We start from the raw sequence: 19,865 nt of genomic DNA, 5'->3' as shown, positions 1-19,865 counted from the left end.
TGATTAGTAGCTTGATGAAAATCATGCTCCCACAAAAAAAAGGAATTGCAAAGTTGTTTATTTGCACTTTGACATTCCAAAGGGAAATAAAATACGATTGCGGCGCGCCTGCAACAGCCGGCCCTGGCACCCGCTATCCCCTCCTACAAAACAGGTTTTTACTTGTGCGCGGCCCAGATGGCCGATAATGACGTTTTACCGTGGAAGATGACCGTGCCGCACCCTGCCCCTGCCTCACTTGCCGACCAGATCGAAGACTTGCTGCCGCAAACGCAATGCACCAAATGCGGCTACAACGGCTGCCGCCCGTATGCGGAAGCGATAGCCGCAGGCAGCGCCGACATCAATCAGTGCCCACCGGGCGGCGCGCAGGGCATCGTGCGCCTGGCCGGCTTGCTGGGCAAAAAAGTTATTCCGCTCAATCCCGTCAACGGCCTCGAACGTCCGCGATCTGTCGCCTATATCGACGAATCGCTGTGTATCGGCTGTACCCTGTGCATCCAGGCCTGTCCCGTGGACGCCATCGTCGGCGCCGCCAAGCAGATGCATACGGTAGTGACCAGCTTGTGCACGGGATGCGACCTGTGCGTGGCACCGTGCCCCGTCGACTGCATCGTCATGTACCCGGTCAGCGGCGACGCCACAGGCTGGGATGCCTGGAGCCAGATGGATGCGGACGATGCGCGCGCGCGCCACGATTTCCGCACGCAGCGGCTGCGCCGCGAAGCGGAGGCCAACGATGCGCGCCTGGCCGCCAAGGCCGTCGCCAAGATGCAGGAAGTGACGCAGGAAGTGCCGGTCACGCCAGATGAACTGGCGGAAAAGGAGCGCAAGCGCGCCATCATCGCCGCCGCCATGGAGCGCGCGCGCGCCAAGGCCGCCGCCAGCACCCAGACCGAACCGCCCGCCCCCAACACGCCGAAAAAAGACGCATGAACGCCGCCAAACGCCTGGAAATCTTTACGCGCTTCCGCGCCGCCAATCCTTCCCCGAAAACGGAACTCGAATACACGACGCCGTTCGAGCTGCTGATCGCCGTGCTGCTGTCGGCGCAGGCAACCGACGTGTCCGTCAACAAGGCCACGCGCCTTCTGTATCCGGTCGCCAATACGCCGGCCCAGATGCTGGCCCTGGGCGTCGACGAGCTGGCCAGCTACATCCGCACCATCGGCCTGTTCCGCACCAAGGCGAAGAACGTCATCGCCACCTGCCAGATCCTGCTCGATCAGCACGGCGGCGAAGTGCCGCGCGACCGCGCTTCGCTGGAAGCCTTGCCCGGCGTGGGCCGCAAGACGGCCAATGTGGTCATGAACACGGCGTTTGGCGAACCGACGATGGCGGTCGACACGCATATCTTCCGCGTCTCAAACCGCACCGGCATTGCGCCGGGCAAGAATGTCGATATCGTCGAGCAAAAGCTGCTCAAATTCGTGCCCAAGGAATTCCTGCACGACGCCCACCACTGGCTCATCCTGCACGGCCGCTACACCTGCACGGCGCGCAAGCCGCAATGCTGGAACTGCATGATCGCCGACCTGTGTGACTACAAGGACAAGTCGCCGGTGCCGGCCGTGGTGTAAAGCAACGGCCCGAATAGGGCCGATGTCGTTGCTGCGTAGGTCGGATTAGGCGCAAGGCGCCGTAATCCGACGACCTTGTTGGCCGGTGGTGGCGTCGGATTACGCGGCGTTCGCCGCTAATCCGACCTACAACAACACCATATTGTCGCGATGAATCAGCTCATGGCCTTCCATGTAGCCGAGAATCGATTCGATCTCGGTGGACGGCTTGCGCATGATGCGGCGCGCTTCGCCGCTCGTGTAGTTCGACAGGCCGCGCGCCACGGGCTCGCCGTGCGCGTCGACGCAGGTGATGACGGCGCCGCGGCCGAATTCGCCGTTCACGCCCGTCACGCCGATCGGCAGCAGCGACTTACCTTCCTGGCGCAGCTTTTGCACGGCGCCCGCATCGAGCACGACGGCGCCGGCCGTATGCAGATGATCGGCCATCCACTGCTTACGCGCCGTCAATTGGCCCGTTTGCGCCAGCAACTGCGTGCCGATCGCTTCGCCCTGTGCCAGGCGGCTGAGCACGTCGCTGTCGCGCCCCCAGGCGATGATGGTATGGGCGCCGGACTTGGCGGCGCGCTTGGCGGCGAGGATTTTCGTCAGCATGCCGCCACGGCCCAGGCTGCTGCCGGCACCGCCGGCCATCGCTTCCAGGGCCGGATCGCCGGCGATGCCTTGCGTGATCAGGCAGGCGTTCGGGTCCTTGCGCGGGTCGGCCGAAAACAGGCCGTGCTGGTCCGTCAGAATGACCAGCGCATCGGCCTCGATCAGGTTGGCGACCAGGGCGCCCAGGGTATCGTTGTCGCCGAACTTGATTTCATCGGTGACGACGGTATCGTTTTCATTGATGATCGGCACCACGCCCAGGCGCAGCAGGGTCGTCAGGGTGGAGCGGGCGTTCAGGTAGCGTTCGCGGTCGGCCAGGTCGGCGTGCGTGAGCAGCACTTGCGCCGTGCCAAGGCTGTGGGCGCGGAAGCTGCTTTCATAGATTTGCGCCAGGCCCATCTGGCCGACGGCGGCGCACGCCTGCAATTCGTGGATATCGGTGGGGCGCTGCTCGAAACCGAGGCGCAGCATGCCTTCGGCGATGGCGCCGGAGCTCACTAACACCACTTCCTTGCCGAGGGCACGCAAGCCGGAAATCTGCGCAGCCCAGCGCGCGATGGCAGCATGGTCGAGTCCGCGGCCATCGTTGGTGACCAGCGAGGAGCCGACTTTGATGATGATGCGGGTAGCTTTTTGAATCACGGAATCCATGGGGCGGCGCTCTTCACTTAATAGACGTCAGCGCGCAGGACGCAGCAGCAGCAAGGCCAGCCCCGCCGTCAACTCCATTGCGCACATGAACAACACAAAACCCTGGGGCAAGCCGAAGCTGATGGCCGCGAACAGACGGCCGGCGGGCTGCGCCAGGACCAACATTGCAGTGATATCGCCGAGGACAGGCGGTTCGCCCTGCCGTGCCGCGAACAGCGCCAGGAGCGCGGTAGCGCCCCAGACACCGACATGGGAAGCGTAGAACTGGCTGTAGCCATCGACGCCGTTGAGGAAGATGCCCATGCCGGCCGCCATGTCATCGGCGAACAGCAGACAGGCGACCGCGCTCAGCCCGTAAGCATACGCGATCAGATGCAATACACGGCGCTGCCACGCTTGCTTGCGTGCGAACGCGGCAGCGACCGTCTGTACCGACATCAGGGTAAGGCGCTTAGTCGAGGATCTTGAAACGCGGATCATCCGGGTCGATCGACGAGATACCGCGTGCTTCTTCGGTCATCTGCGTTTCTTCGGCACGGCTTTCGCTGTGTTTCTTCTCTTCCAGGTGCTGGTAGATGGCATTGACCAGTTCCGGGCAACCCTGGTGGTTCAGCGCGGAAATCTCGAAGACGGGACCTTTCCAGGCGAAACGCTTGAGGAAGTCCTTGACGATCTTCTTGCGCTCTTCTTCCGGCACCATGTCGAGCTTGTTCAACACCAGCCAGCGCGGCTTGTCGACCAGCGACTCGTCGTACTTCTTCAATTCCTTGACCAGCGCCTTGGCTTCCTTGACAGGATCGACGTTGGTTTCAAACGGCGCCAGGTCGACGATGTGTAACAGCAGACCCGTGCGCTGCAAGTGGCGCAGGAATTGATGGCCCAGGCCCGCGCCTTCGGAAGCGCCTTCGATCAAGCCGGGAATATCGGCGATCACAAAGCTCTTCTCGTGCGACACGCGCACCACACCCAGGTTCGGGTGCAGGGTGGTAAATGGATAATCGGCAATTTTCGGACGCGCGTTCGAGACGGCCGAAATGAACGTCGATTTGCCGGCGTTCGGCATGCCCAGCAGGCCCACGTCGGCCAGGACTTTCAGTTCCAGGCGCAATTCGCGGCGTTCGCCTTCCTTGCCCTCGCCTTTTTGGCGCGGTGCGCGGTTGGTCGAGGACTTGAAGTGGATATTGCCCCAGCCGCCTTCGCCGCCCTTGGCCAGCATTTCGGTCTGGCCGTGTTCGGTCAGATCGGCCAGGATTTCGCCGCTCGCGTTGTCGATGATCAAGGTGCCAACCGGCATGCGCAGGTGGATGTCATCGGCGCCCTTGCCATAGCAATCTGCGCCACGGCCAGGCTCGCCATTGCGAGCCTTGTGCATTTTGGAGAAGCGGAAATCGACGAGCGTGTTGATATTGCGGTCGGCGACTGCCCAAATGGTGCCGCCCTTGCCGCCATCGCCGCCATCGGGACCGCCGAAAGGCCGGAATTTTTCACGGCAGAAAGAGGCGCAGCCGTTGCCGCCATCGCCCGCGATGACTTCGATTTTTGCTTCGTCGATAAACTTCATAATTTTGCCGCCATAAAACTAAAAAGGCTCTACCTTGGGCAGAGCCTTTCGATTGAAGGCTTGCGCCTTACATCATGCGATCATTGCGGAGCGAACTGGCGCTCCGCCAATGAATTACGCTGGTACTGCTTCGTTTGGTACAACGGTCACGAATTGCTTCGAGCCGGCACCTTTGACAACGAACTTCACTTTGCCCGCGATCAGCGCGAACAACGTGTGGTCCTTGCCCATGCCTACGCCTTCGCCGGCGCGCACTGGGGTGCCGCGTTGACGAATGATGATGCCGCCAGCATTGATAGCTTGGCCGCCGTAGACTTTAACGCCCAGACGCTTTGATTCTGAATCACGGCCGTTTCGCGTTGTGCCGCCGCCTTTTTTATGTGCCATTTAAGACTCCTTGATAGCTGATTATGTAGACAAACTGCGTCAAACAGCGGCGATTAGCCGTTGATCGAAACGATTTGGATTTCGGTAAAATTCTGGCGATGGCCTTGATGCTTTTGGTAGTGCTTACGACGACGCATCTTGAAAATTTTGACCTTATCATGGCGACCATGCGCCACAACCGTAACCAGTACCGTTGCACCTTCGACCAATGGAGCACCAAACTTGATGCTGTCGCCCGCGCCTACTGCGAGAACTTGATCGATGGTGATTTCGGAACCAATGTCTGCCGGTATCTGTTCTACTTTAAGTTTTTCGCCAGCGACAACTTTGTATTGTTTGCCACCGGTTTTTATGACCGCGTACATGATTTGAAACCTCATCAAATGTTGAAAGAATTTGTCCCACTGTCACGCAAAGCAAGCCGTACACAACAGGGGGAACCAGCGATTATACACGGACTGAGAAATTGCGTCAAAAAGTATTCACAAAGCTTGACGATCGTGGTATGTCGACAACCTGACCATCATGTCAGGCTCGCGCCAGGCAGACAGGAAAACGCGCGGCAGTGCCAACAAGATCAAACAATTGCCTTACAGCCATAGGCAAACATCACGCGTGCGCAAGCCTTGTCGTATAATCGCGGCACCCACAATCTAATGCAGGTTCGCCTTGTCTGACGCTAACAAACACGTTAACCAAAACACCATCGTGCAAACGATTGCCGCCGATATGGATGCAGTCAATACGGTGATCCGCCAAAAGCTGCACTCCGATGTCATTCTGATCAACCAGATCGCTGAGTACATCATCAGCGCAGGGGGCAAACGCATCCGTCCCGTGCTGATTTTGCTGGTGGCCAATGCCCACGCCTATCGCGGCACGGCGCACCATGAACTGGCCGCCGTGGTTGAATTCATCCACACGGCCACCCTGCTGCACGACGACGTCGTCGACGAATCGTCGATGCGCCGCGGACGCCAGACGGCCAATGCCCTGTTCGGCAATGCCGCTTCGGTGCTGGTGGGCGACTTCCTGCACTCGCGCTCGTTCCAGCTGATGGTGTCGCTCAATAATATGCGCGTCATGCAAATCCTCTCCGACGCCACCAACGTGATCGCCGAAGGCGAAGTGCTGCAATTGCTGAACATGCACGATCCGGACGTGACGCAGGAAAGCTACCTGAACGTCATCCGCTCGAAGACAGCCAAGCTGTTCGAAGCATCGGCGCAACTGGGCGCCCTGATCGCCGGCGCCAGCGAAGACGATATCGAAGCGGCTGCCGAATACGGCCGCTCGCTGGGCACGGCTTTCCAGCTGATCGACGACGTGCTCGACTATGCAGGCGACGCCGCCGAAATCGGCAAGAACGTGGGCGACGACTTGCGCGAAGGCAAACCCACCATGCCGCTGATCTGGCTGATGGAAAACGGTACGCCGGAACAGCGCGAACTGGTGCGCAGCTGCATCGAGCAAGGCGACGAACAGCATTTCGATACGGTCCTGACGGCCATCACCAGCAGCGGCGCCCTCGACTACACGCGCAAGCAGGCGGAAATCGCCGGCCAGCGCGCCGCCGATGCCATCGCCGGCTGGCCCGACAGCATCTACAAGCAATCGATGCTGCAACTGTGCTCGTTTGCCGTGGACCGCAATCACTGATCGCGTTGTACTTATATGCAATACAAAACGGCGCCACTGGCGCCGTTTTTTATACTCCGCTCATTTCACCGGCTTGCCGTCGGCGCCGACGACGGCCTGGCCATCTTCCTTGGCAAATGCCCCTTGCTGCGGCAGCGGCAGGATCTCCAGCACCTTTTCCGACGGCCGGCACAGGCGCACGCCCAGTGCCGTGACGACGATGGGGCGGTTGATCAAAATAGGATGGGCTTGCATGGCGTCCAGCAGGGCCGCATCGCTCAGCTCAGGATTGGCCAGGCCCAGCTCGTCGTACAGGGCGCCCTTGTCGCGCATGACGGCGCGCACGGACAGGCCCGCACGCTCGATCAGGTCGACCAGTTCCTCGCGCGAAGGCGGATGCTTGACGTAATCGATGATGACGGGCTCGACGCCCGTGTTGCGGATCAGGGCCAGGGTGTTGCGCGACGTGCCGCATGCCGTGTTGTGATAAATCGTGATCGTCATGGTGTGATGTCCTTTACATTGGGTTCGCTGACGCAGCAAGGTGCGCCGGCGCAGCAGTTCTCGGTCAGGAAGGCGAGCAAGCCGTTCATGCCCGCATAATTGGCGGCATAGATGATGGAACGGCCTGCCTTGTTCGCCGTCACCAGATTGGCGTGCGCCAGTTCTTTCAAGTGAAATGACAGCGACGATGGCGCAATCGCCAGCGCGTCGGCAATTTTCGTCGCGGCCATGCCTTCCGGCCCCGCTTGCACCAGCAGGCGGAATACGGCCAGCCGCGATTCCTGCGCCAGCGCAGCCAGGGCCACGATGGCGGAAGCGCTCGTCAGCGGCGTCGCCTGGTTCGCTATTGTCTTTTCATTTTCCATATTTCAATAATAGTCGAATTATTGAATCATTTCAAGCGCGGTGTCTTACGTAACCCAGCGCACCGACTGTCCCGGCCTATCGGTCTACCTTGATGAAAAATCACTGCGATCGGCATTCCCATGACACGCTCAACCCCGCTCAACATCCTCGGCTGGAGCCTGGCCGCCTTGCTTGCCCTCATCGCCATCGTGGCCATCTTCGTGCTGACCTTCGACTGGAACCGCGCCCGTCCCTACATCAACGAAAAAGTGTCGGAAAGCACGGGCCGCAGCTTCGTCATCGGCGGCGACCTGCAGGTGAAGTGGAAGCAAGGCCTGAAAACGGAACCGGGCTGGCGCCGCTACGTGCCGCGGCCTGTCATCAGCGCCCACGACGTGCGCATGAGCAACCCGGACTGGGCGACAGCCGGCCCGCAACTGGCCAGCGCGAAACGCATCGACCTGGCCATCCATCCCTTGCCCCTGTTGCAGCACCGCGTGGTGCTGACAGACCTGGCGCTCGACGCACCCAATATCGCCTTGCAGCGGCGCGCCGACGGCAGCAACAGCTGGACCTTGAAGGATAACGGTCCTTCGGCATGGGACGTGGAAATCCAGCGCATGGCCTTCGCCGACGGCGCCATCCGCTACCTGGACGAAGGCATCGCGCTCGACGTGCAAGCCAATGTCAGCTCGACGGCGCCCGACGCCACGCCGGGCGACGCGCAGGGCAACGTCCCCGGGCAGAAATACGGCATCGCCTTCACCCTGGGCGGCAGCTACCGCAAGGCGCCCGTGACGGGCGGCGGCAAGGCGGGCGCCGTGCTGTCATTGACCGACAATAACACCGTGTATCCCGTGCAGGCGCATGCCGTACTGGGCAAGAACAAGGCCAGCATCGATGGCACCCTGACGGACCCGCGCTCGCTGTCCGGCATCGATTTGCAGCTGAGCCTGGCAGGCGCCAGCATGGCCGACCTGTATCCGCTGACGGGCCTGCTGCTGCCGGAAACGCCGGACTACGCCACCAAAGGCCGCCTGCTGGGCAAGAAGGACGGCGCCAGCTGGAACTGGACTTATCAGAATTTCAAGGGCACGGTGGGCCAGAGCGACCTGGCCGGCACCTTGCAATACCTGCCGCGCCGGCCCCGCCCCTTGCTGCGCGGCGAGGTGACGTCGCAGCAATTGCGCCTGGAAGACCTGGGCCCCGCCATCGGCGCCGACAGCAATGCCAAGAAACAGGCGCGCGGCAAGACGCCCGTGCAGCCCGACAATAAAGCCTTGCCGGTGGAACAGTTCAATACGGCGAAATGGGATGCGCTCGACGCCGACGTGAAATTCACGGGCAAGAAACTGGTGCGCACGCACGATATCCCGCTCAACGATATCGTCGCCACTATCCGCATGAAAGACAAGGTGCTGAGTTTGACGCCGCTCAATTTCGGCATGGCCGGCGGCGACATCACCTCGAACATCACACTCGACGGCCGTCAAAAAACCATCGCCGCGCAAGCCAAGGTGGCGGCGCGCCACCTCAAGATTCGCGAACTGTTTCCCAAGCTGCAATCGATGCAGGCGAGCTTCGGTGAAGTGTATGGCGATGCGGCGCTGACGGGCCACGGCAATTCCGTTTCCGCCATGCTGGCCAGCGCGAATGGCGAACTGGCGGCCACCGTCAGCGAAGGCTCCGTCAGCCAGTTCATGCTGGAACTGGCCGGCCTGAACCTGGCCAACGCCGTCTTCGTGAAAATCTTCGGCGACAAGCAGGTGCACCTGAACTGCCTGGCCAGCGATTTCGCCGTCACGAATGGCCAGGCCGACGTGCGCCGCTTCGTGCTCGATACGGACACGGCCGTGGTGAATATCACGGGCAACGTCAACCTGGCAACAGAAACCCTGGACCTCGACGTGCGGCCCCGCACCAAGGGCGCGCGCATCATCACCCTGCGCACGCCGCTGTATGCGAAAGGCACGTTCAAGAACCCGGACGTGGGTCCGCAAAAAGGCCCGCTGGCATTAAAGGCCGGCGCCGCCGTGGCCTTGGCCACCGTCGTCACCCCGCTGGCCGCCCTGCTGCCGCTGGTCAACGTCGACAAAGCCCCCGACACGGATTGCGCCGCCGTCATGGCGCAAGCGAACGCCACGCGCAAGGCGCCAAGCTCGCCTGCGACGAATGCGCCGGCGAAAAAGGTCAGCGAAGCGGACATCAACAAGGCACAGCAGGAAAAGAAATAGACCTTGACGCAGCCGCTTGAAACCCGCCCCGCCATCTGCTGTAATAACAGTAAGCGGGGTGTGGCTCAGCCTGGTAGAGCGCTGCGTTCGGGACGCAGAGGCCGGAGGTTCGAATCCTCTCACCCCGACCAGCATTTCCCCTCTGCCTGCACTGCACACTCTTGACCTGCGCGTTGGTGTGTTGCCGAGAAATATGATATTAATTACATCATTAATGTCCTGATCACTTCTCGCGCAAGGGCCTGACCGATGTCTTTCCTGATAGTTCTGGCCGCACTGGCCTTCCTGATGCTGGCCGCCTACCGCGGCTACAGCGTGATCCTGTTTGCGCCCGTCGCCGCGCTCGGTGCCGTATTGCTCACCGATCCGTCGGCCGTGCCGGCCGTGTTCAGCGGCATCTTCATGGAAAAGATGGTGGGCTTCATCAAACTGTATTTCCCCGTCTTTTTGCTCGGTGCCGTGTTCGGTAAACTCATCGAGCTGTCCGGTTTTTCCCAGTCCATCGTCATGGCCGCCATCCGCTACATCGGCAGCGCGCGCGCGAATGCCGTGATCGTCGCCGTGTGCGCCGCCTTGACTTATGGCGGCGTGTCGCTGTTCGTGGTGGTGTTTGCCGTGTATCCGTTCGCGGCGGAACTGTATCGCCAGAGCAATATCCCCAAGCGGCTGATGCCGGGCGCCATCGCCCTGGGCGCGTTTTCGTTCACCATGGATACTTTACCGGGCACGCCGCAAATCCAGAACATCATCCCCACCACTTTTTTTAACACAACCGGCTGGGCCGCGCCATGGCTGGGCACCATCGGCGCCGTGCTGACGGTGATCATGGGGCTGGCCTTCCTGGAATGGCGCCGCCGTTCCGTCATGGCGACGGGCGAAGGGTATGGGGCCGAGGCCGAAAAGGCCACGGCCGACGCGGGCGACCTGCCCCATCCGCTGCTGTCGGTGGCGCCTCTGGTGCTGGTGGGCGTGGCCAACTTTGCGCTGACCAAGCTGATTCCCCACTGGTATGGCGCCAGCTACGTGCTCACCGCCGAGGCCCTGCCGGGCTTGCATGCGCCCGTATCCACGTCGATCGCCTCCGTCACCGGTATCTGGGCCGTGGAAGGCGCCTTGTTGCTGGGAATCCTGCTTGTGTGCGCAACGGCCTTCGGGCGTATCCGCGCCGCTTTTGCCGAAGGCACCAAGGCGGCCGTGGGCGGCGCCCTGCTGGCGGCCATGAATACGGCGTCCGAATACGGTTTTGGCGGCGTCATCGCCGCCCTGCCCGGCTTTCTTGCCGTCAGCAACACCTTGCGCAGCGTGCCCGATCCCCTCGTCAACGCGGCCGTCTCCGTCACGACCCTTGCCGGCATCACGGGCTCGGCCTCGGGCGGCATGAGCATTGCGCTGGCGGCCATGTCGGACAGTTTTATCCAGGCCGCGCAACAGGCGCATATCCCGCTCGAAGTCATGCACCGCGTGGTGGCCATGGCCAGCGGCGGCATGGATACCTTGCCGCACAATGGCGCCGTGATCACCCTGCTGGCCGTCACGGGCCTCACCCACCGCCAGTCCTACCGCGATATTTTCGGCATCACCGTCATCAAGACGGTGGCCGTGTTCCTCGTCATTGCCCTCTATTACATGACGGGACTGGTCTGAGGGTCGGGGCAAACTACAGGCGCGACGACGATGCCGGCTTCGCCACAGCGTGCGCCGGCTTGAACAGGTGGCTGATGCCCATGGTCAGCAGCGGGCCGGCCAGCGCCAGGTAGGAACTGTCCACGCCATACGGATTGCCCGCCAGGAACCAGCCGATGGTGGCGATCACGGAAACGATCACGCCGACGAAGGCGCCGCGCGGCGTGCCGAATTTCGGCGCATAGAAGGCCATCAGCACCAGCACGGCCAGGGTGGCGCGCAGGGCCTTGCCGAGGAAGGCGATCATCAGCAGTTTTTCCGCATACAGCGCCAGCACCAGCGGCAGCAGGCCGGCCACGACGATGGCGATGCGCAGGAACATCAGCGATTTCGCGTCATTCTTTGCCTTGTTGTACCAGGGATCATAAAAATCCTTCATGGCCAGGGTGGCCGATGCGAGGGTGGTGGCGGAAATGCCGCCGAACAGGGCGCCGGCCAGGCCGACGATCATGATGCTGGCGGAAAACGCGGGCATGTGCGCGATCAATGTCGGAAAGGCGTCGATCGACTTCATGCCAGGATACAGCACGGCGCTGCACATGCCGATCAGGGCCGCCATCAGGCCGAACGGGATCATCAGCGAGGACACGTAATAGCAGGCGCGCTTGGCCACGGCCGGGTTGTCCGTGCTGACCAGGGCCTGGATCACGTATTGCGTGGCGAAGATGGAACCGATGCCGCCGATCATCCAGGCGATGATCTGGCCCCAGCCGATCTCGACCCAGTTGAACATCTTGGCGGGCAGCTGCGCCTGCAGCGCGCCGATGCCGCCGGAGGCTTCCAGCGCATACGCGAGCGCCAGGATCACGCCCAGGTATTTGACGATGGAGTGGGCAAAGTTCGTGTACACGACCGAGCGCATGCCGCCCAGGCTGACATAGATCACGGTGATGGCGCCCACCAGCAAGATGGCCACCGTTTTGTTGATGTGCAGCACGGCCGCCAGCACGGCGCCGCCGCTCGCATACAGGGCCACGGCGACGATGCTCAGCGCGACGATGGTGAGGATGGACGCCGCATAGCGCACGGGCTCGCCATACGTTTGCGCCAGGATGCCGGAAATCGTCGACTGCCCGCTTTCCTTGTATTTCTTGACCAGCACGATGGCCAGCAGCAAGAAGCCCAGCGACAGCGCCACCAGATTCCAGGCGGCGGAAATGCCCAGTTCATAGCCCTTCTGGGCCGTGCCGATGCTGACCGAACTGCCGATGAATTCCGACAACAACAGCGCGCCGATCAGGTAAGCGGGATAATTGCGCCCGCCCGCCGTCATGCCCTCGGCGCTGTTGGCATGCTTGCGCACGCTGTAGGTAATGTACGACATGAGGGCGAAATAGCCCACCGTGATCGCAGCGATGATGATCAATCTGTTTTCCATCCGTCTACTCCAAGTCTGCTTTTCTTATTATTATTTTTCAAGAAAGCTTCCCCTGCCGCATGCCGGACGAGCCGGTGGCGGTGCTCAGGGGAAAGTCAAATTCCTGCCATACCTATACGGTACAGCAAGCCTCACAACAAAAAGGTCCGCAACTGCGCCGTGAACAAGTCCGCCGCTTCGACGTTCGAGATATGCGAGGCGGGCACGCTTGCCAGGCGGGCGCCCGCGATCTGCCGCTGCAGCCAGCGCCCGTCATCGACGGTGGTCACGGGATCGTGCTCGCCCGCGATGATCAGGGTGGGCACGCTGATCGTGCCGACGCCGGCGTGCAAGTCCGTCTGGGCCAGCACGTCGCAGCAGGCCGCGTAGCCACCGGCATCCTGGCTGCGCAAGGTGGCCACCATGCGCGCCACCGTGTCCGCTTCGCGCGCGATAAACTGGGGCGTGAACCAGCGCGCGGCGGCGCCGTCGGCCACCGCGGCCATGCCGTCGCGGCGCACCTGTTCCGCCCGCAGCTGCCACGGCGCGGCGCCGCCGATGCGCGCCGCCGTATTCGCCAGCACGAGCTGCGTCAAGCGCCGCGGCTGGTGTATGCCCAGCCACTGGCCAATCAAGCCGCCCATGGAAATGCCGCAGAAGGCGGCGCGCGCGATATCGAGGTGGTCGAGCAGCGCCACCACGTCCAGGCCCAGGCGCCCGATGCCGAACGGCGCGCCGGCGCTGGCGGACTGGCCATGGCCGCGCGTATCGTAACGCACGACAAAAAAGTCGCCCGCCAGCGCGGCCGCCTGCGCATCCCACATGGACAGATCCGTGCCGAGGGAATTCGACAGGACGAGGCAGGGCTTGCCGCGCTCGCCATCCGTGCGGTAATGCAGGCCGATACCGTCGACCTCGCACGTTTTCCCGGCAGTATCGTTGCCTATCTGCGTCATTGCATGTCTCCTCAGGAATCGTCGCCGCGCACCGACGAAGGATGGCGGCACAACGGCATCACGTCGATCTGCATGTAGGGGAACAGCGGCAGCGAGGTGAGCAAATTATGCAGCTCGTCCACGCTGTCCACGTCGAAGACGCTGACGTTGGCGTACTGGCCGGCGATGCGCCACAGGTGGCGCCATTTGCCCTCGTGCTGCAGGCGCTGCGCCAGTTCCTTTTCCGTTTGCTTGAGCTGCGCCGCCTGCTCGGCGGGCATGCTCAACGGCAGGTTCACGTTCATGCGTACATGGAATAACATGGTTTCTCCTTATTGGCGTTGCATGGAACGCAGCTTGTCCAGGTCGATCTCGACGCCCAAACCCGGGCCCGTCGGCACCTGCAGCATGAAGTCGCGGTACACGAGCGGTTCGCGCAAGACTTCCTGCGTCAGCAGCAAAGGCCCGAACAATTCCGTGCCCCAGGCCAGTTCGGCAAACGTCGAGCAGACATGGGCCGTGGCGGCCGTGCCGACGCCGCCTTCGAGCATGGTGCCGCCGTACAAGCCGACGCCGGCCAGGCGCGCCACGGTGGCCACTTCCAGCGCGGGCAGCAAGCCGCCCGACTGGGTGATTTTTACGGCAAACACGTCGGCCGCATCGGCCTGCGCCAGCGCCAGCGCATCGGCGGGGCCGTGCAAGGCTTCGTCGGCCATGATGGCCACGTCGAAGCGCTGCTTCAGGCGCGCCAGCGCGGCGCGGTTGCCCGCCTTCACCGGTTGTTCGATCAGGTCGATGCCGCCCGCTTCCAGCGCGGCGATGCCGCGCACGGCGTCCGTCTCGCTCCAGGCCTGGTTGACGTCGACCCGCACACTGGCCCGTTCGCCCAGCACCCGCTTGATCTCCAGCACGTGGGCCACATCGTCCATCACGTCGCGCAGGCCGATCTTCAGCTTGAAGATGCGGTGGCGGCGCAGGTCCAGCATCTTTTCCCCTTCGGCGATATCGCGCGCCGTGTCGCCGCTGGCCAGCACCCAGGCCACGGGCAGCGCATCGCGCACGCGGCCGCCCAGCAATTCCGACAGCGGTACGTTCAGGCGGCGCGCCTGCGCATCGAGCAGCGCCGTCTCGATCGCGCACTTGGCGAAGCGGTTGCCCTGGATGACCTTGCGCACCAGGGCCATCGCCTTGGCCACTTCGCTCGCTTCCATGCCGACCAGCAGCGGGGCGATATAGGTATCGATATTCGTCTTGATGCTTTCCGGGCTTTCGCCGCCGTAGCTCAAGCCGCCGATGGTGGTGGCCTCGCCCCAGCCCGTGATGCCGTCGGCGCAGCGCAGCCTCACCAGCACCAGGGTTTGCGTATTCATGGTGGCGACGGACATCCGGTGCGGGCGAATGGTTGGCACATCGACCAGGTAGGTCTCGATATTTTGAATCATATTTATTCCGTATAATTCTGTGGAGTGGTGACACGATATTCCCCGAATGCCCCCACGTCCAACACCGAGTTGGTATCAAACCTATACCTGAAAGGTATGAAGATGGAATTACGGCACTTGCGCTACTTCGTTGCGGTCGCAGAGGAAAGGAACTTCACGCGGGCCGCCGCGCGCCTGCATATCGCGCAGCCGCCGCTGAGCCGGCAGATGCAGCAGCTGGAAGAAACCTTGGGCGTGGCGCTGATCGAAAAAGGGTCGCGGCCCTTGCGGCTGACGGAAGCGGGCGAGTTTTTCCTCGCCCATGCGCGCCCCCTGCTCGACCAGGTGCGCGACCTGCAGGCGATGACGCAGCGCGTGGGCAAGCTGGAACGCACCCTGTCGATCGGCTTCGTCGCCTCGACGCTGTATGGGGAATTGCCCGACATCGTGCACCGCTTTTGCGAACACCATCCCGAGGTCGATGTGACCCTGCATGAAATGACGACGGTGCAGCAGTTGAAGGCCCTGAAGGAAGGCCGCATCGACGTGGGTTTCGGACGCTTGAAAAGCGAAGACCCCAGCATCCGCCGCATCCTGCTGCGCGAAGAGCGGCTCGTGGTGGCCCTGCCGCCCGGCCACCGGCTGGCCAAGGGGGAAGGCGGCTTGCGCCTGACAGACCTGATCCACGAGACCCTGCTCGTGTATCCGAAAGCGCCGCGCCCCAGCTTTGCCGACCAGGTGCTGGCCATGTTCAGCGAAGGCAATGTCACACCCGGTCCCGTCACGGAAGTGCGCGAGCTGCAGATTTCCATGGGACTGGTGGCGGCCGGCCAGGGCATTTCCATCGTGCCGGAAAGCGTGCAGGCCATGCATCACCGGAACGTCGTGTACCGCAAGCTGGACGACAAGCATGCGTTCTCGCCCATTTTATTCAGCATGCGGCATATGGACCGCTCGCCGGAACTGGAAAACCTTCTCGCTGCCGTGTACTCGATCTACGATGAACACGGCATCGCGCACGTCAAGGAAAGCCTGTAGCCCTCACTTTGACAGCGGTGCATCGGCCAGCAATTCCGGGCGCAGCGCGCGGATGCGCAGCTCCGTGAAATAGCCGCCCGCCTCGTTGTAGCGCAGGTAGTGGCGGCCGCAGTTCAGGCAGCGGGCCACCTGGCTCAGGTTCGCGGGATAAAAGCGCGGCGCGATGGGCGCGTCGACGCTGTCGTAGCGCGTGCCGTGCGGGTGGTACTCGTCAAACGTCGGTTCCTCGTACGGATCTGCGCGCAAGGTGCCGACCTCCTCGAAACGGTCAAGTTCCAGCGACGTGGGCAGCCGCTGCCAGGCATCGAGCGGAACGGTGCAGCAACTGCATTTTTGCGTGACACCGGCCGACGCGGCGGCCAGTGCGGACAAGGCGGAAAAATCGATGAATACCATGGTTCAGCCATTACAAAGGCGCGGCCCTTGGCAACGAGCCTGGCCGCATCCCTTATTCTAGCGCAGCCACATGCGGCCGACACGCGGCCCACATTTTGCCAGCCCCAATTCCAGCAGCACCAGCATGCCGCCCGACAGGAGCAGCAGCGGCATCAGCGCGCACATGCCGGCCGCCGCCAGCCAGGCCAGCGCGGACGGCGAGGTCCAGGCGCCCGGCAGCAGCTTGGGCAAGCCCAGCGAGCCCGGCAGGCGCCGCTTGAAGAACATCACCCAGCCCGACACCAGCGAAAACAGCACGCTGGCGCCGAACAGCAGCAGCAAGGCCTGGTTCCACCAGCCGAATTCGCCGCGGTGGAACGGGATGCCGATGGCGGTGGCCTTGCCGAACGCCGTCTGCGCGTCCCACCCCGCGTAATACAGGGGCTTGCCGCTGTAGGCGTCGAACTGCAGGTCGAAGCGCAAGGTGGGCTGGCTGCGGTCGGCCATGGTGGCGCGCCACACATCGTCCTGACTGGCCGGCGCCGTCAGTTGCACGGCGATGGCGGGCGCGTGACTGCGCGCCACTTGCCACGCATCCTGCCAGTCGAGCGGAGAGCCCTCTTCGCTTGAGTGCAGGCCGCGCGGCACGGGTGGCGGCGCCTGGCCGCTGACGTCGCGCAACGTGCGGATGCGCCCGCCCGCCTGCTGGCTCCACGTCAATCCTGTCGTCAGGATCACGACACTGACGATGCCGAGCGCCACGCCGAGAAAAGCATGCCACTGGCGCCAGCCGTTGCGGCCTTGCGCGCCCCGCTTCGGCAAGCCCGATTGCGCGCCGCGCGGCCACCACAGCACCACGCCCGTCACCAGCATCACCATCAGCCAGCTGGCGGCCAGCTCGATCATCCAGCGCCAGCCATCGTTTTGCAGCAGGCGCGAATGCAGCTTTTTCGCCCAGTTGCCGAAACGTTCGCTGCTGGCCAGGCTGCCCAGCACGCGCGCGTCATACGGATTCACGTAGACGATCACGGCTTGCGCGGGCAGGCCGAACTTCGGCTTGACCGGTGCGGCATGTCCTCCATGGCCCGCATGTTCATCGGGCGCGCCGCCGGGCGGCGCGAACGCCACCTGCACCGCGTCGTCCTGCTGAAACGGCGGCACCACGTGCTGCACCGTCCAGCCATGCGGGGCCGCCCGCTCCGCTGCCGCCACGGCGGCGTCCAGCGGCAGCATGGACGCTTGCGGCGCCACATGGTCGAGGTGCTGGTACAGCCGCGCCTCGATCTGCGGCGTGAACACATACAAAATGCCCGTCAGGGTGGCCACCAGCGCAAACGGCGAGGCGATCAGCGCGGCCCAGAAATGGATGCGCCAGTACAGGCTCTTGCGCCGTGCCACAAGAAAAGTTGCGTCGTCCATGGCCATCCTCACAGTCCGTCATAGGTATAGGCCAGGCCCAGCATCACGCTGCGCGGCGCACCGGGCGTGTACTGGTTCTGGCTGTTCGGCGCATAGCTGCCCGTGCCCGCATAGCTGCTGCTGGCCGAATCGGCATAGCGCTTATCGGCCACATTGCGCACCTGTGCCCACGCTTCCAGACCCCGCGCAAGCTGGTAGCTGGCGCGCAGGTTCAGCAGCGCGTGGCCGCCATACTCCACCGTGTTGGCGTTGTTCATCCAGTAGCGGCCCTGATGCACGGCTTCGAGTGCGATACGCGCGCCCGTCACGGGCTTGTAGCCGATCTCGAACGAGGTGATGTCGCGCGGCGCCTGCGGCATGATGCGGCCGCTGTAATCGAGGGTACTGGAGACCTGGTAGCGCAGGTAGCGGTGGCGCGCGATGGCCGTGGCGAAGCGCGCGTCGAACGGCCCGCTGTCGTAGTTCAAACCCAGCTCCAGCCCTTCGCTGCGCGTGCGTCCCGCATTGCGGTTTTCGCTGTTGCCCGGCGAAAGCGTGTAGCTGACGATGGTGTCGCGCCCGTCGAGCCGGTACAGTGCCGTGTCGAGTTTCAAGCGGCCCTGCAGGAAGGCCCAGCGCAAGCCCAGTTCATAGTTGTTGTAGACGGACGGCTGCAAGTCGGCGATGCCCGTCTTGCCATACAGCTGGCTGACCTCGGGCGGGGTAAAGCCCTGGCTGACGTTCGCATATGCGCTGCCCGCATGGCCGATGGCGTAGGTGGCGCCCAACTTCGGGCTCACATGAGAAAAGCTGCGCGACTCGTCGGGCGCGCCGTAGTTGACGCTGCCGCCGGGCGCCAGATTGTTATGATAGTCGTAGCGGATGGCGTCCGAGCGTCCACCCAGCACCACGCGCGTGCCCGCCAGCGGAGAAAATTCCCACTGCGCGAAGACGGCCGTGTTCAAGATGTCCGTCTGGTAGTCGCGCACGCCCTGCGGATTGCTGGCATTGGCCAGGGTGTAGCGCAGATAGCGGCCCGTGGCCGCATCGCGCACGATGGAGAGATTGTCGCTGACAAAGGGATTGTCGCTCTTGTCCACGTACACGCCGGCGATCAGGCGCGAACGCAGCCACGCGAATTCCTGCTGGTGTTTCACATCCAGCCCCAGCGAATCGACATGGTTGTTGTTGATGACGCCCTTGCACAGCATGCCCGCGCAGCTGCCGATGGAATACGCGGGAAGCTGCCCATGGTCGTTCTTGCGCGTAAACACGGTGACGGTGCTCGTGCCATTGGCCGTCGTCGCGCCCTCCCATGCCAGGTTCATGCGCGTGGTCTTGTCCTTGCGGTAGGTAAACGTATTCAGGCTCTTGCCGGGATTGCTGCGGTAATCGTTCTCGAACAGGCTGCCCGTCATGGCCGCATCGAGATCCGTGTGCACGAGGGTGGCGCGCAGCTGCGACGCGGGGCCGAGCGCATAGTCGGCGCGCAGCGAGAACGAATCCTTGTCGCCATAGCTGTACTCTTGCCAGTTGTCGCGCGAACGGCGCGAACTGTAATGGGAAAAGCGCAGTCCCAGCGGCCCCCAGGTATCGCTGGCGGCCGTGTCGTAGCGGGTGAAGCCGCCCACGTTGTCGCGCCGCACGCCCGCGCTTGCCGTCGGCGTGGCGCTGGCGCCGGCCGTGAGGAAATTCACGGCACCGCCAACGGCATTGCTGCCGTACAGCGACGAGGCGGCGCCCTTCACCACTTCCACGCCGCTGGCGCCCGCCATGTTCATCTCGTTGAGCGAGTTGTGGTTGAAGACACCCAGCGGGCGGATGGGTATGCCGTCTTCCAGGTACTGGTAGACGGCATTCGTGCCGATGGGCTGGCGGATGCTCATGCTGTGCTGCTCGTTGCCCAGGTCATTCCAGTACACGCCGGCGATGCGGTTGAGGATATCGCCCATGGTCCTGGGCTTGTCGCGCTCCAGGGTTTTGGCATTGACGACGCCGATCGCCTGCGGCGTCTCGGACAGCCACGATTGCGCGCGCGAGCCGGAAACGACGACCGTGTCGATGGCGTGGTCAAGTTGCTGCGCCTGCGCGCAGGGATAGGCCAGGGCAATGGCTGCCGCCAGCATCAATAATTTCTTGTTCATGTGATTCTCGTTTAAGTGTG

Annotated in this window: 20 protein-coding genes and 1 tRNA gene; 7 read left to right on the top strand and 14 right to left on the bottom strand. The window is 63.0% G+C overall.

The window, feature by feature from the left end; translation table 11 throughout:
* Positions 1-207 precede the first annotated feature (207 nt).
* Positions 208-936: an electron transport complex subunit RsxB gene (rsxB, locus tag AC3RCG_RS06345; protein WP_070219277.1), complete on the top strand. Its 729-nt coding sequence runs from the start codon at positions 208-210 to the stop codon at positions 934-936.
* Entirely contained in the window at positions 933-1,580 is a 648-nt protein-coding gene (gene nth, locus AC3RCG_RS06340; RefSeq protein WP_492404524.1) for an endonuclease III, read from the top strand. The genes rsxB and nth overlap by 4 nt, the downstream gene beginning before the upstream one ends.
* Positions 1,581-1,706: 126 nt before the next feature.
* On the opposite strand, the gene proB is transcribed toward nth, so the two are convergent.
* From proB to rplU, 5 genes are all read right to left on the bottom strand, one after another.
* Positions 1,707-2,825, bottom strand: a complete 1,119-nt coding sequence (proB, locus tag AC3RCG_RS06335) for a glutamate 5-kinase (protein WP_492404526.1) — start codon at positions 2,823-2,825, stop codon at positions 1,707-1,709.
* Positions 2,826-2,852: 27 nt separating this feature from the next.
* The gene (locus AC3RCG_RS06330) at positions 2,853-3,263 is read right to left on the bottom strand and encodes a hypothetical protein (protein ID WP_492404528.1); all 411 of its coding nucleotides are present in this window, start codon (positions 3,261-3,263) and stop codon (positions 2,853-2,855) included.
* Between the two features lie 13 nt (positions 3,264-3,276).
* Positions 3,277-4,386: a GTPase ObgE gene (obgE, locus tag AC3RCG_RS06325; RefSeq protein ID WP_034754647.1), complete on the bottom strand. Its 1,110-nt coding sequence runs from the start codon at positions 4,384-4,386 to the stop codon at positions 3,277-3,279.
* A gap of 114 nt (positions 4,387-4,500) precedes the next feature.
* Entirely contained in the window at positions 4,501-4,773 is a 273-nt protein-coding gene (gene rpmA / locus AC3RCG_RS06320) for a 50S ribosomal protein L27 (RefSeq protein ID WP_070219281.1), read from the bottom strand.
* A 53-nt stretch (positions 4,774-4,826) separates the two neighbouring features.
* Positions 4,827-5,138 carry a 50S ribosomal protein L21 gene (gene rplU / locus AC3RCG_RS06315; RefSeq protein WP_034754730.1) on the bottom strand — a complete coding sequence of 104 codons (312 nt, stop codon included), beginning with the start codon at positions 5,136-5,138 and terminating at the stop codon, positions 4,827-4,829.
* Positions 5,139-5,442: 304 nt separating this feature from the next.
* On the opposite strand from rplU, the gene ispB reads away from it, so the two are divergent.
* A complete protein-coding gene (gene ispB / locus AC3RCG_RS06310; protein ID WP_070219282.1) occupies positions 5,443-6,432 on the top strand; it encodes an octaprenyl diphosphate synthase in 990 nt (329 codons plus the stop codon).
* Between the two features lie 60 nt (positions 6,433-6,492).
* On the opposite strand, the gene arsC is transcribed toward ispB, so the two are convergent.
* Both arsC and AC3RCG_RS06300 read right to left on the bottom strand, forming a co-directional pair.
* Positions 6,493-6,915: an arsenate reductase (glutaredoxin) gene (gene arsC / locus AC3RCG_RS06305; protein WP_099410304.1), complete on the bottom strand. Its 423-nt coding sequence runs from the start codon at positions 6,913-6,915 to the stop codon at positions 6,493-6,495.
* Positions 6,912-7,280, bottom strand: a complete 369-nt coding sequence (locus AC3RCG_RS06300; RefSeq protein ID WP_227742107.1) for an ArsR/SmtB family transcription factor — start codon at positions 7,278-7,280, stop codon at positions 6,912-6,914. Before AC3RCG_RS06300 ends, arsC begins: the two co-directional genes overlap by 4 nt.
* Positions 7,281-7,400: 120 nt before the next feature.
* Between AC3RCG_RS06300 and AC3RCG_RS06295 the strand changes: the two genes are divergently transcribed.
* From AC3RCG_RS06295 to AC3RCG_RS06285, 3 genes are all read left to right on the top strand, one after another.
* A complete protein-coding gene (locus AC3RCG_RS06295) occupies positions 7,401-9,494 on the top strand; it encodes an AsmA family protein (protein WP_492404532.1) in 2,094 nt (697 codons plus the stop codon).
* Positions 9,495-9,548: 54 nt separating this feature from the next.
* Positions 9,549-9,625 (top strand) — tRNA-Pro (locus AC3RCG_RS06290).
* Positions 9,626-9,743: 118 nt separating this feature from the next.
* Entirely contained in the window at positions 9,744-11,138 is a 1,395-nt protein-coding gene (locus tag AC3RCG_RS06285; protein ID WP_070312765.1) for a GntP family permease, read from the top strand.
* Between the two features lie 13 nt (positions 11,139-11,151).
* Here AC3RCG_RS06285 and AC3RCG_RS06280 read toward each other — a convergent pair whose 3' ends face one another.
* The 4 genes from AC3RCG_RS06280 to AC3RCG_RS06265 all read right to left on the bottom strand — a co-directional run bounded on the left by AC3RCG_RS06280 (position 11,152) and on the right by AC3RCG_RS06265 (position 14,911).
* Complete coding sequence (locus AC3RCG_RS06280; RefSeq protein ID WP_070219286.1) at positions 11,152-12,555, bottom strand: sodium:solute symporter family protein; 1,404 nt, start codon at positions 12,553-12,555, stop codon at positions 11,152-11,154.
* A gap of 131 nt (positions 12,556-12,686) precedes the next feature.
* Positions 12,687-13,490: a 3-oxoadipate enol-lactonase gene (gene pcaD, locus AC3RCG_RS06275; protein ID WP_492404535.1), complete on the bottom strand. Its 804-nt coding sequence runs from the start codon at positions 13,488-13,490 to the stop codon at positions 12,687-12,689.
* Positions 13,491-13,501: 11 nt separating this feature from the next.
* Positions 13,502-13,792, bottom strand: a complete 291-nt coding sequence (gene catC / locus AC3RCG_RS06270) for a muconolactone Delta-isomerase (protein ID WP_128140472.1) — start codon at positions 13,790-13,792, stop codon at positions 13,502-13,504.
* A gap of 9 nt (positions 13,793-13,801) precedes the next feature.
* Positions 13,802-14,911: a muconate/chloromuconate family cycloisomerase gene (locus AC3RCG_RS06265; protein ID WP_492404537.1), complete on the bottom strand. Its 1,110-nt coding sequence runs from the start codon at positions 14,909-14,911 to the stop codon at positions 13,802-13,804.
* 102 nt (positions 14,912-15,013) lie between these two features.
* Between AC3RCG_RS06265 and AC3RCG_RS06260 the strand changes: the two genes are divergently transcribed.
* The gene (locus tag AC3RCG_RS06260) at positions 15,014-15,928 is read left to right on the top strand and encodes a LysR family transcriptional regulator (protein ID WP_070219348.1); all 915 of its coding nucleotides are present in this window, start codon (positions 15,014-15,016) and stop codon (positions 15,926-15,928) included.
* A gap of 3 nt (positions 15,929-15,931) precedes the next feature.
* Here the strand turns inward: AC3RCG_RS06260 and AC3RCG_RS06255 are convergent, their stop codons facing one another.
* Genes AC3RCG_RS06255 through AC3RCG_RS06245 form a run of 3 tightly spaced genes read right to left on the bottom strand, consistent with a single transcriptional unit; the run spans position 15,932 to position 19,845 of the window.
* Positions 15,932-16,324 carry a hypothetical protein gene (locus AC3RCG_RS06255; RefSeq protein ID WP_099410309.1) on the bottom strand — a complete coding sequence of 131 codons (393 nt, stop codon included), beginning with the start codon at positions 16,322-16,324 and terminating at the stop codon, positions 15,932-15,934.
* Positions 16,325-16,381: 57 nt separating this feature from the next.
* Positions 16,382-17,722 carry a PepSY-associated TM helix domain-containing protein gene (locus AC3RCG_RS06250; protein ID WP_070291202.1) on the bottom strand — a complete coding sequence of 447 codons (1,341 nt, stop codon included), beginning with the start codon at positions 17,720-17,722 and terminating at the stop codon, positions 16,382-16,384.
* Positions 17,723-17,730: 8 nt separating this feature from the next.
* The gene (locus tag AC3RCG_RS06245) at positions 17,731-19,845 is read right to left on the bottom strand and encodes a TonB-dependent receptor family protein (protein ID WP_492404540.1); all 2,115 of its coding nucleotides are present in this window, start codon (positions 19,843-19,845) and stop codon (positions 17,731-17,733) included.
* Positions 19,846-19,865: the final 20 nt, after the last annotated feature.

The sequence above is a fragment of the Janthinobacterium sp. GW823-FHT01H08 genome (assembly GCF_058797855.1).
Note: the sequence above shows the minus strand (reverse complement) of the source record. Positions and strands in the feature narration are given on the sequence as shown.

What these genes read in the sequence shown, in the direction of transcription:
- rpmA (WP_070219281.1), bottom strand. Translation starts at nt 4,773, where the DNA reads ATGGCACATAAAAAAGGCGGCGGCACAACGCGAAACGGCCGTGATTCA.
- AC3RCG_RS06255 (WP_099410309.1), bottom strand. Translation starts at nt 16,324, where the DNA reads ATGGTATTCATCGATTTTTCCGCCTTGTCCGCACTGGCCGCCGCGTCG.
- AC3RCG_RS06300 (WP_227742107.1), bottom strand. Translation starts at nt 7,280, where the DNA reads ATGGAAAATGAAAAGACAATAGCGAACCAGGCGACGCCGCTGACGAGC.
- arsC (WP_099410304.1), bottom strand. Translation starts at nt 6,915, where the DNA reads ATGACGATCACGATTTATCACAACACGGCATGCGGCACGTCGCGCAAC.
- catC (WP_128140472.1), bottom strand. Translation starts at nt 13,792, where the DNA reads ATGTTATTCCATGTACGCATGAACGTGAACCTGCCGTTGAGCATGCCC.
- obgE (WP_034754647.1), bottom strand. Translation starts at nt 4,386, where the DNA reads ATGAAGTTTATCGACGAAGCAAAAATCGAAGTCATCGCGGGCGATGGC.
- AC3RCG_RS06265 (WP_492404537.1), bottom strand. Translation starts at nt 14,911, where the DNA reads ATGATTCAAAATATCGAGACCTACCTGGTCGATGTGCCAACCATTCGC.
- rplU (WP_034754730.1), bottom strand. Translation starts at nt 5,138, where the DNA reads ATGTACGCGGTCATAAAAACCGGTGGCAAACAATACAAAGTTGTCGCT.
- rsxB (WP_070219277.1), top strand. Translation starts at nt 208, where the DNA reads ATGACCGTGCCGCACCCTGCCCCTGCCTCACTTGCCGACCAGATCGAA.
- AC3RCG_RS06330 (WP_492404528.1), bottom strand. Translation starts at nt 3,263, where the DNA reads ATGTCGGTACAGACGGTCGCTGCCGCGTTCGCACGCAAGCAAGCGTGG.
- AC3RCG_RS06295 (WP_492404532.1), top strand. Translation starts at nt 7,401, where the DNA reads ATGACACGCTCAACCCCGCTCAACATCCTCGGCTGGAGCCTGGCCGCC.
- proB (WP_492404526.1), bottom strand. Translation starts at nt 2,825, where the DNA reads ATGGATTCCGTGATTCAAAAAGCTACCCGCATCATCATCAAAGTCGGC.
- AC3RCG_RS06260 (WP_070219348.1), top strand. Translation starts at nt 15,014, where the DNA reads ATGGAATTACGGCACTTGCGCTACTTCGTTGCGGTCGCAGAGGAAAGG.
- AC3RCG_RS06285 (WP_070312765.1), top strand. Translation starts at nt 9,744, where the DNA reads ATGTCTTTCCTGATAGTTCTGGCCGCACTGGCCTTCCTGATGCTGGCC.
- nth (WP_492404524.1), top strand. Translation starts at nt 933, where the DNA reads ATGAACGCCGCCAAACGCCTGGAAATCTTTACGCGCTTCCGCGCCGCC.
- pcaD (WP_492404535.1), bottom strand. Translation starts at nt 13,490, where the DNA reads ATGACGCAGATAGGCAACGATACTGCCGGGAAAACGTGCGAGGTCGAC.
- AC3RCG_RS06250 (WP_070291202.1), bottom strand. Translation starts at nt 17,722, where the DNA reads ATGGACGACGCAACTTTTCTTGTGGCACGGCGCAAGAGCCTGTACTGG.
- AC3RCG_RS06280 (WP_070219286.1), bottom strand. Translation starts at nt 12,555, where the DNA reads ATGGAAAACAGATTGATCATCATCGCTGCGATCACGGTGGGCTATTTC.
- AC3RCG_RS06245 (WP_492404540.1), bottom strand. Translation starts at nt 19,845, where the DNA reads ATGAACAAGAAATTATTGATGCTGGCGGCAGCCATTGCCCTGGCCTAT.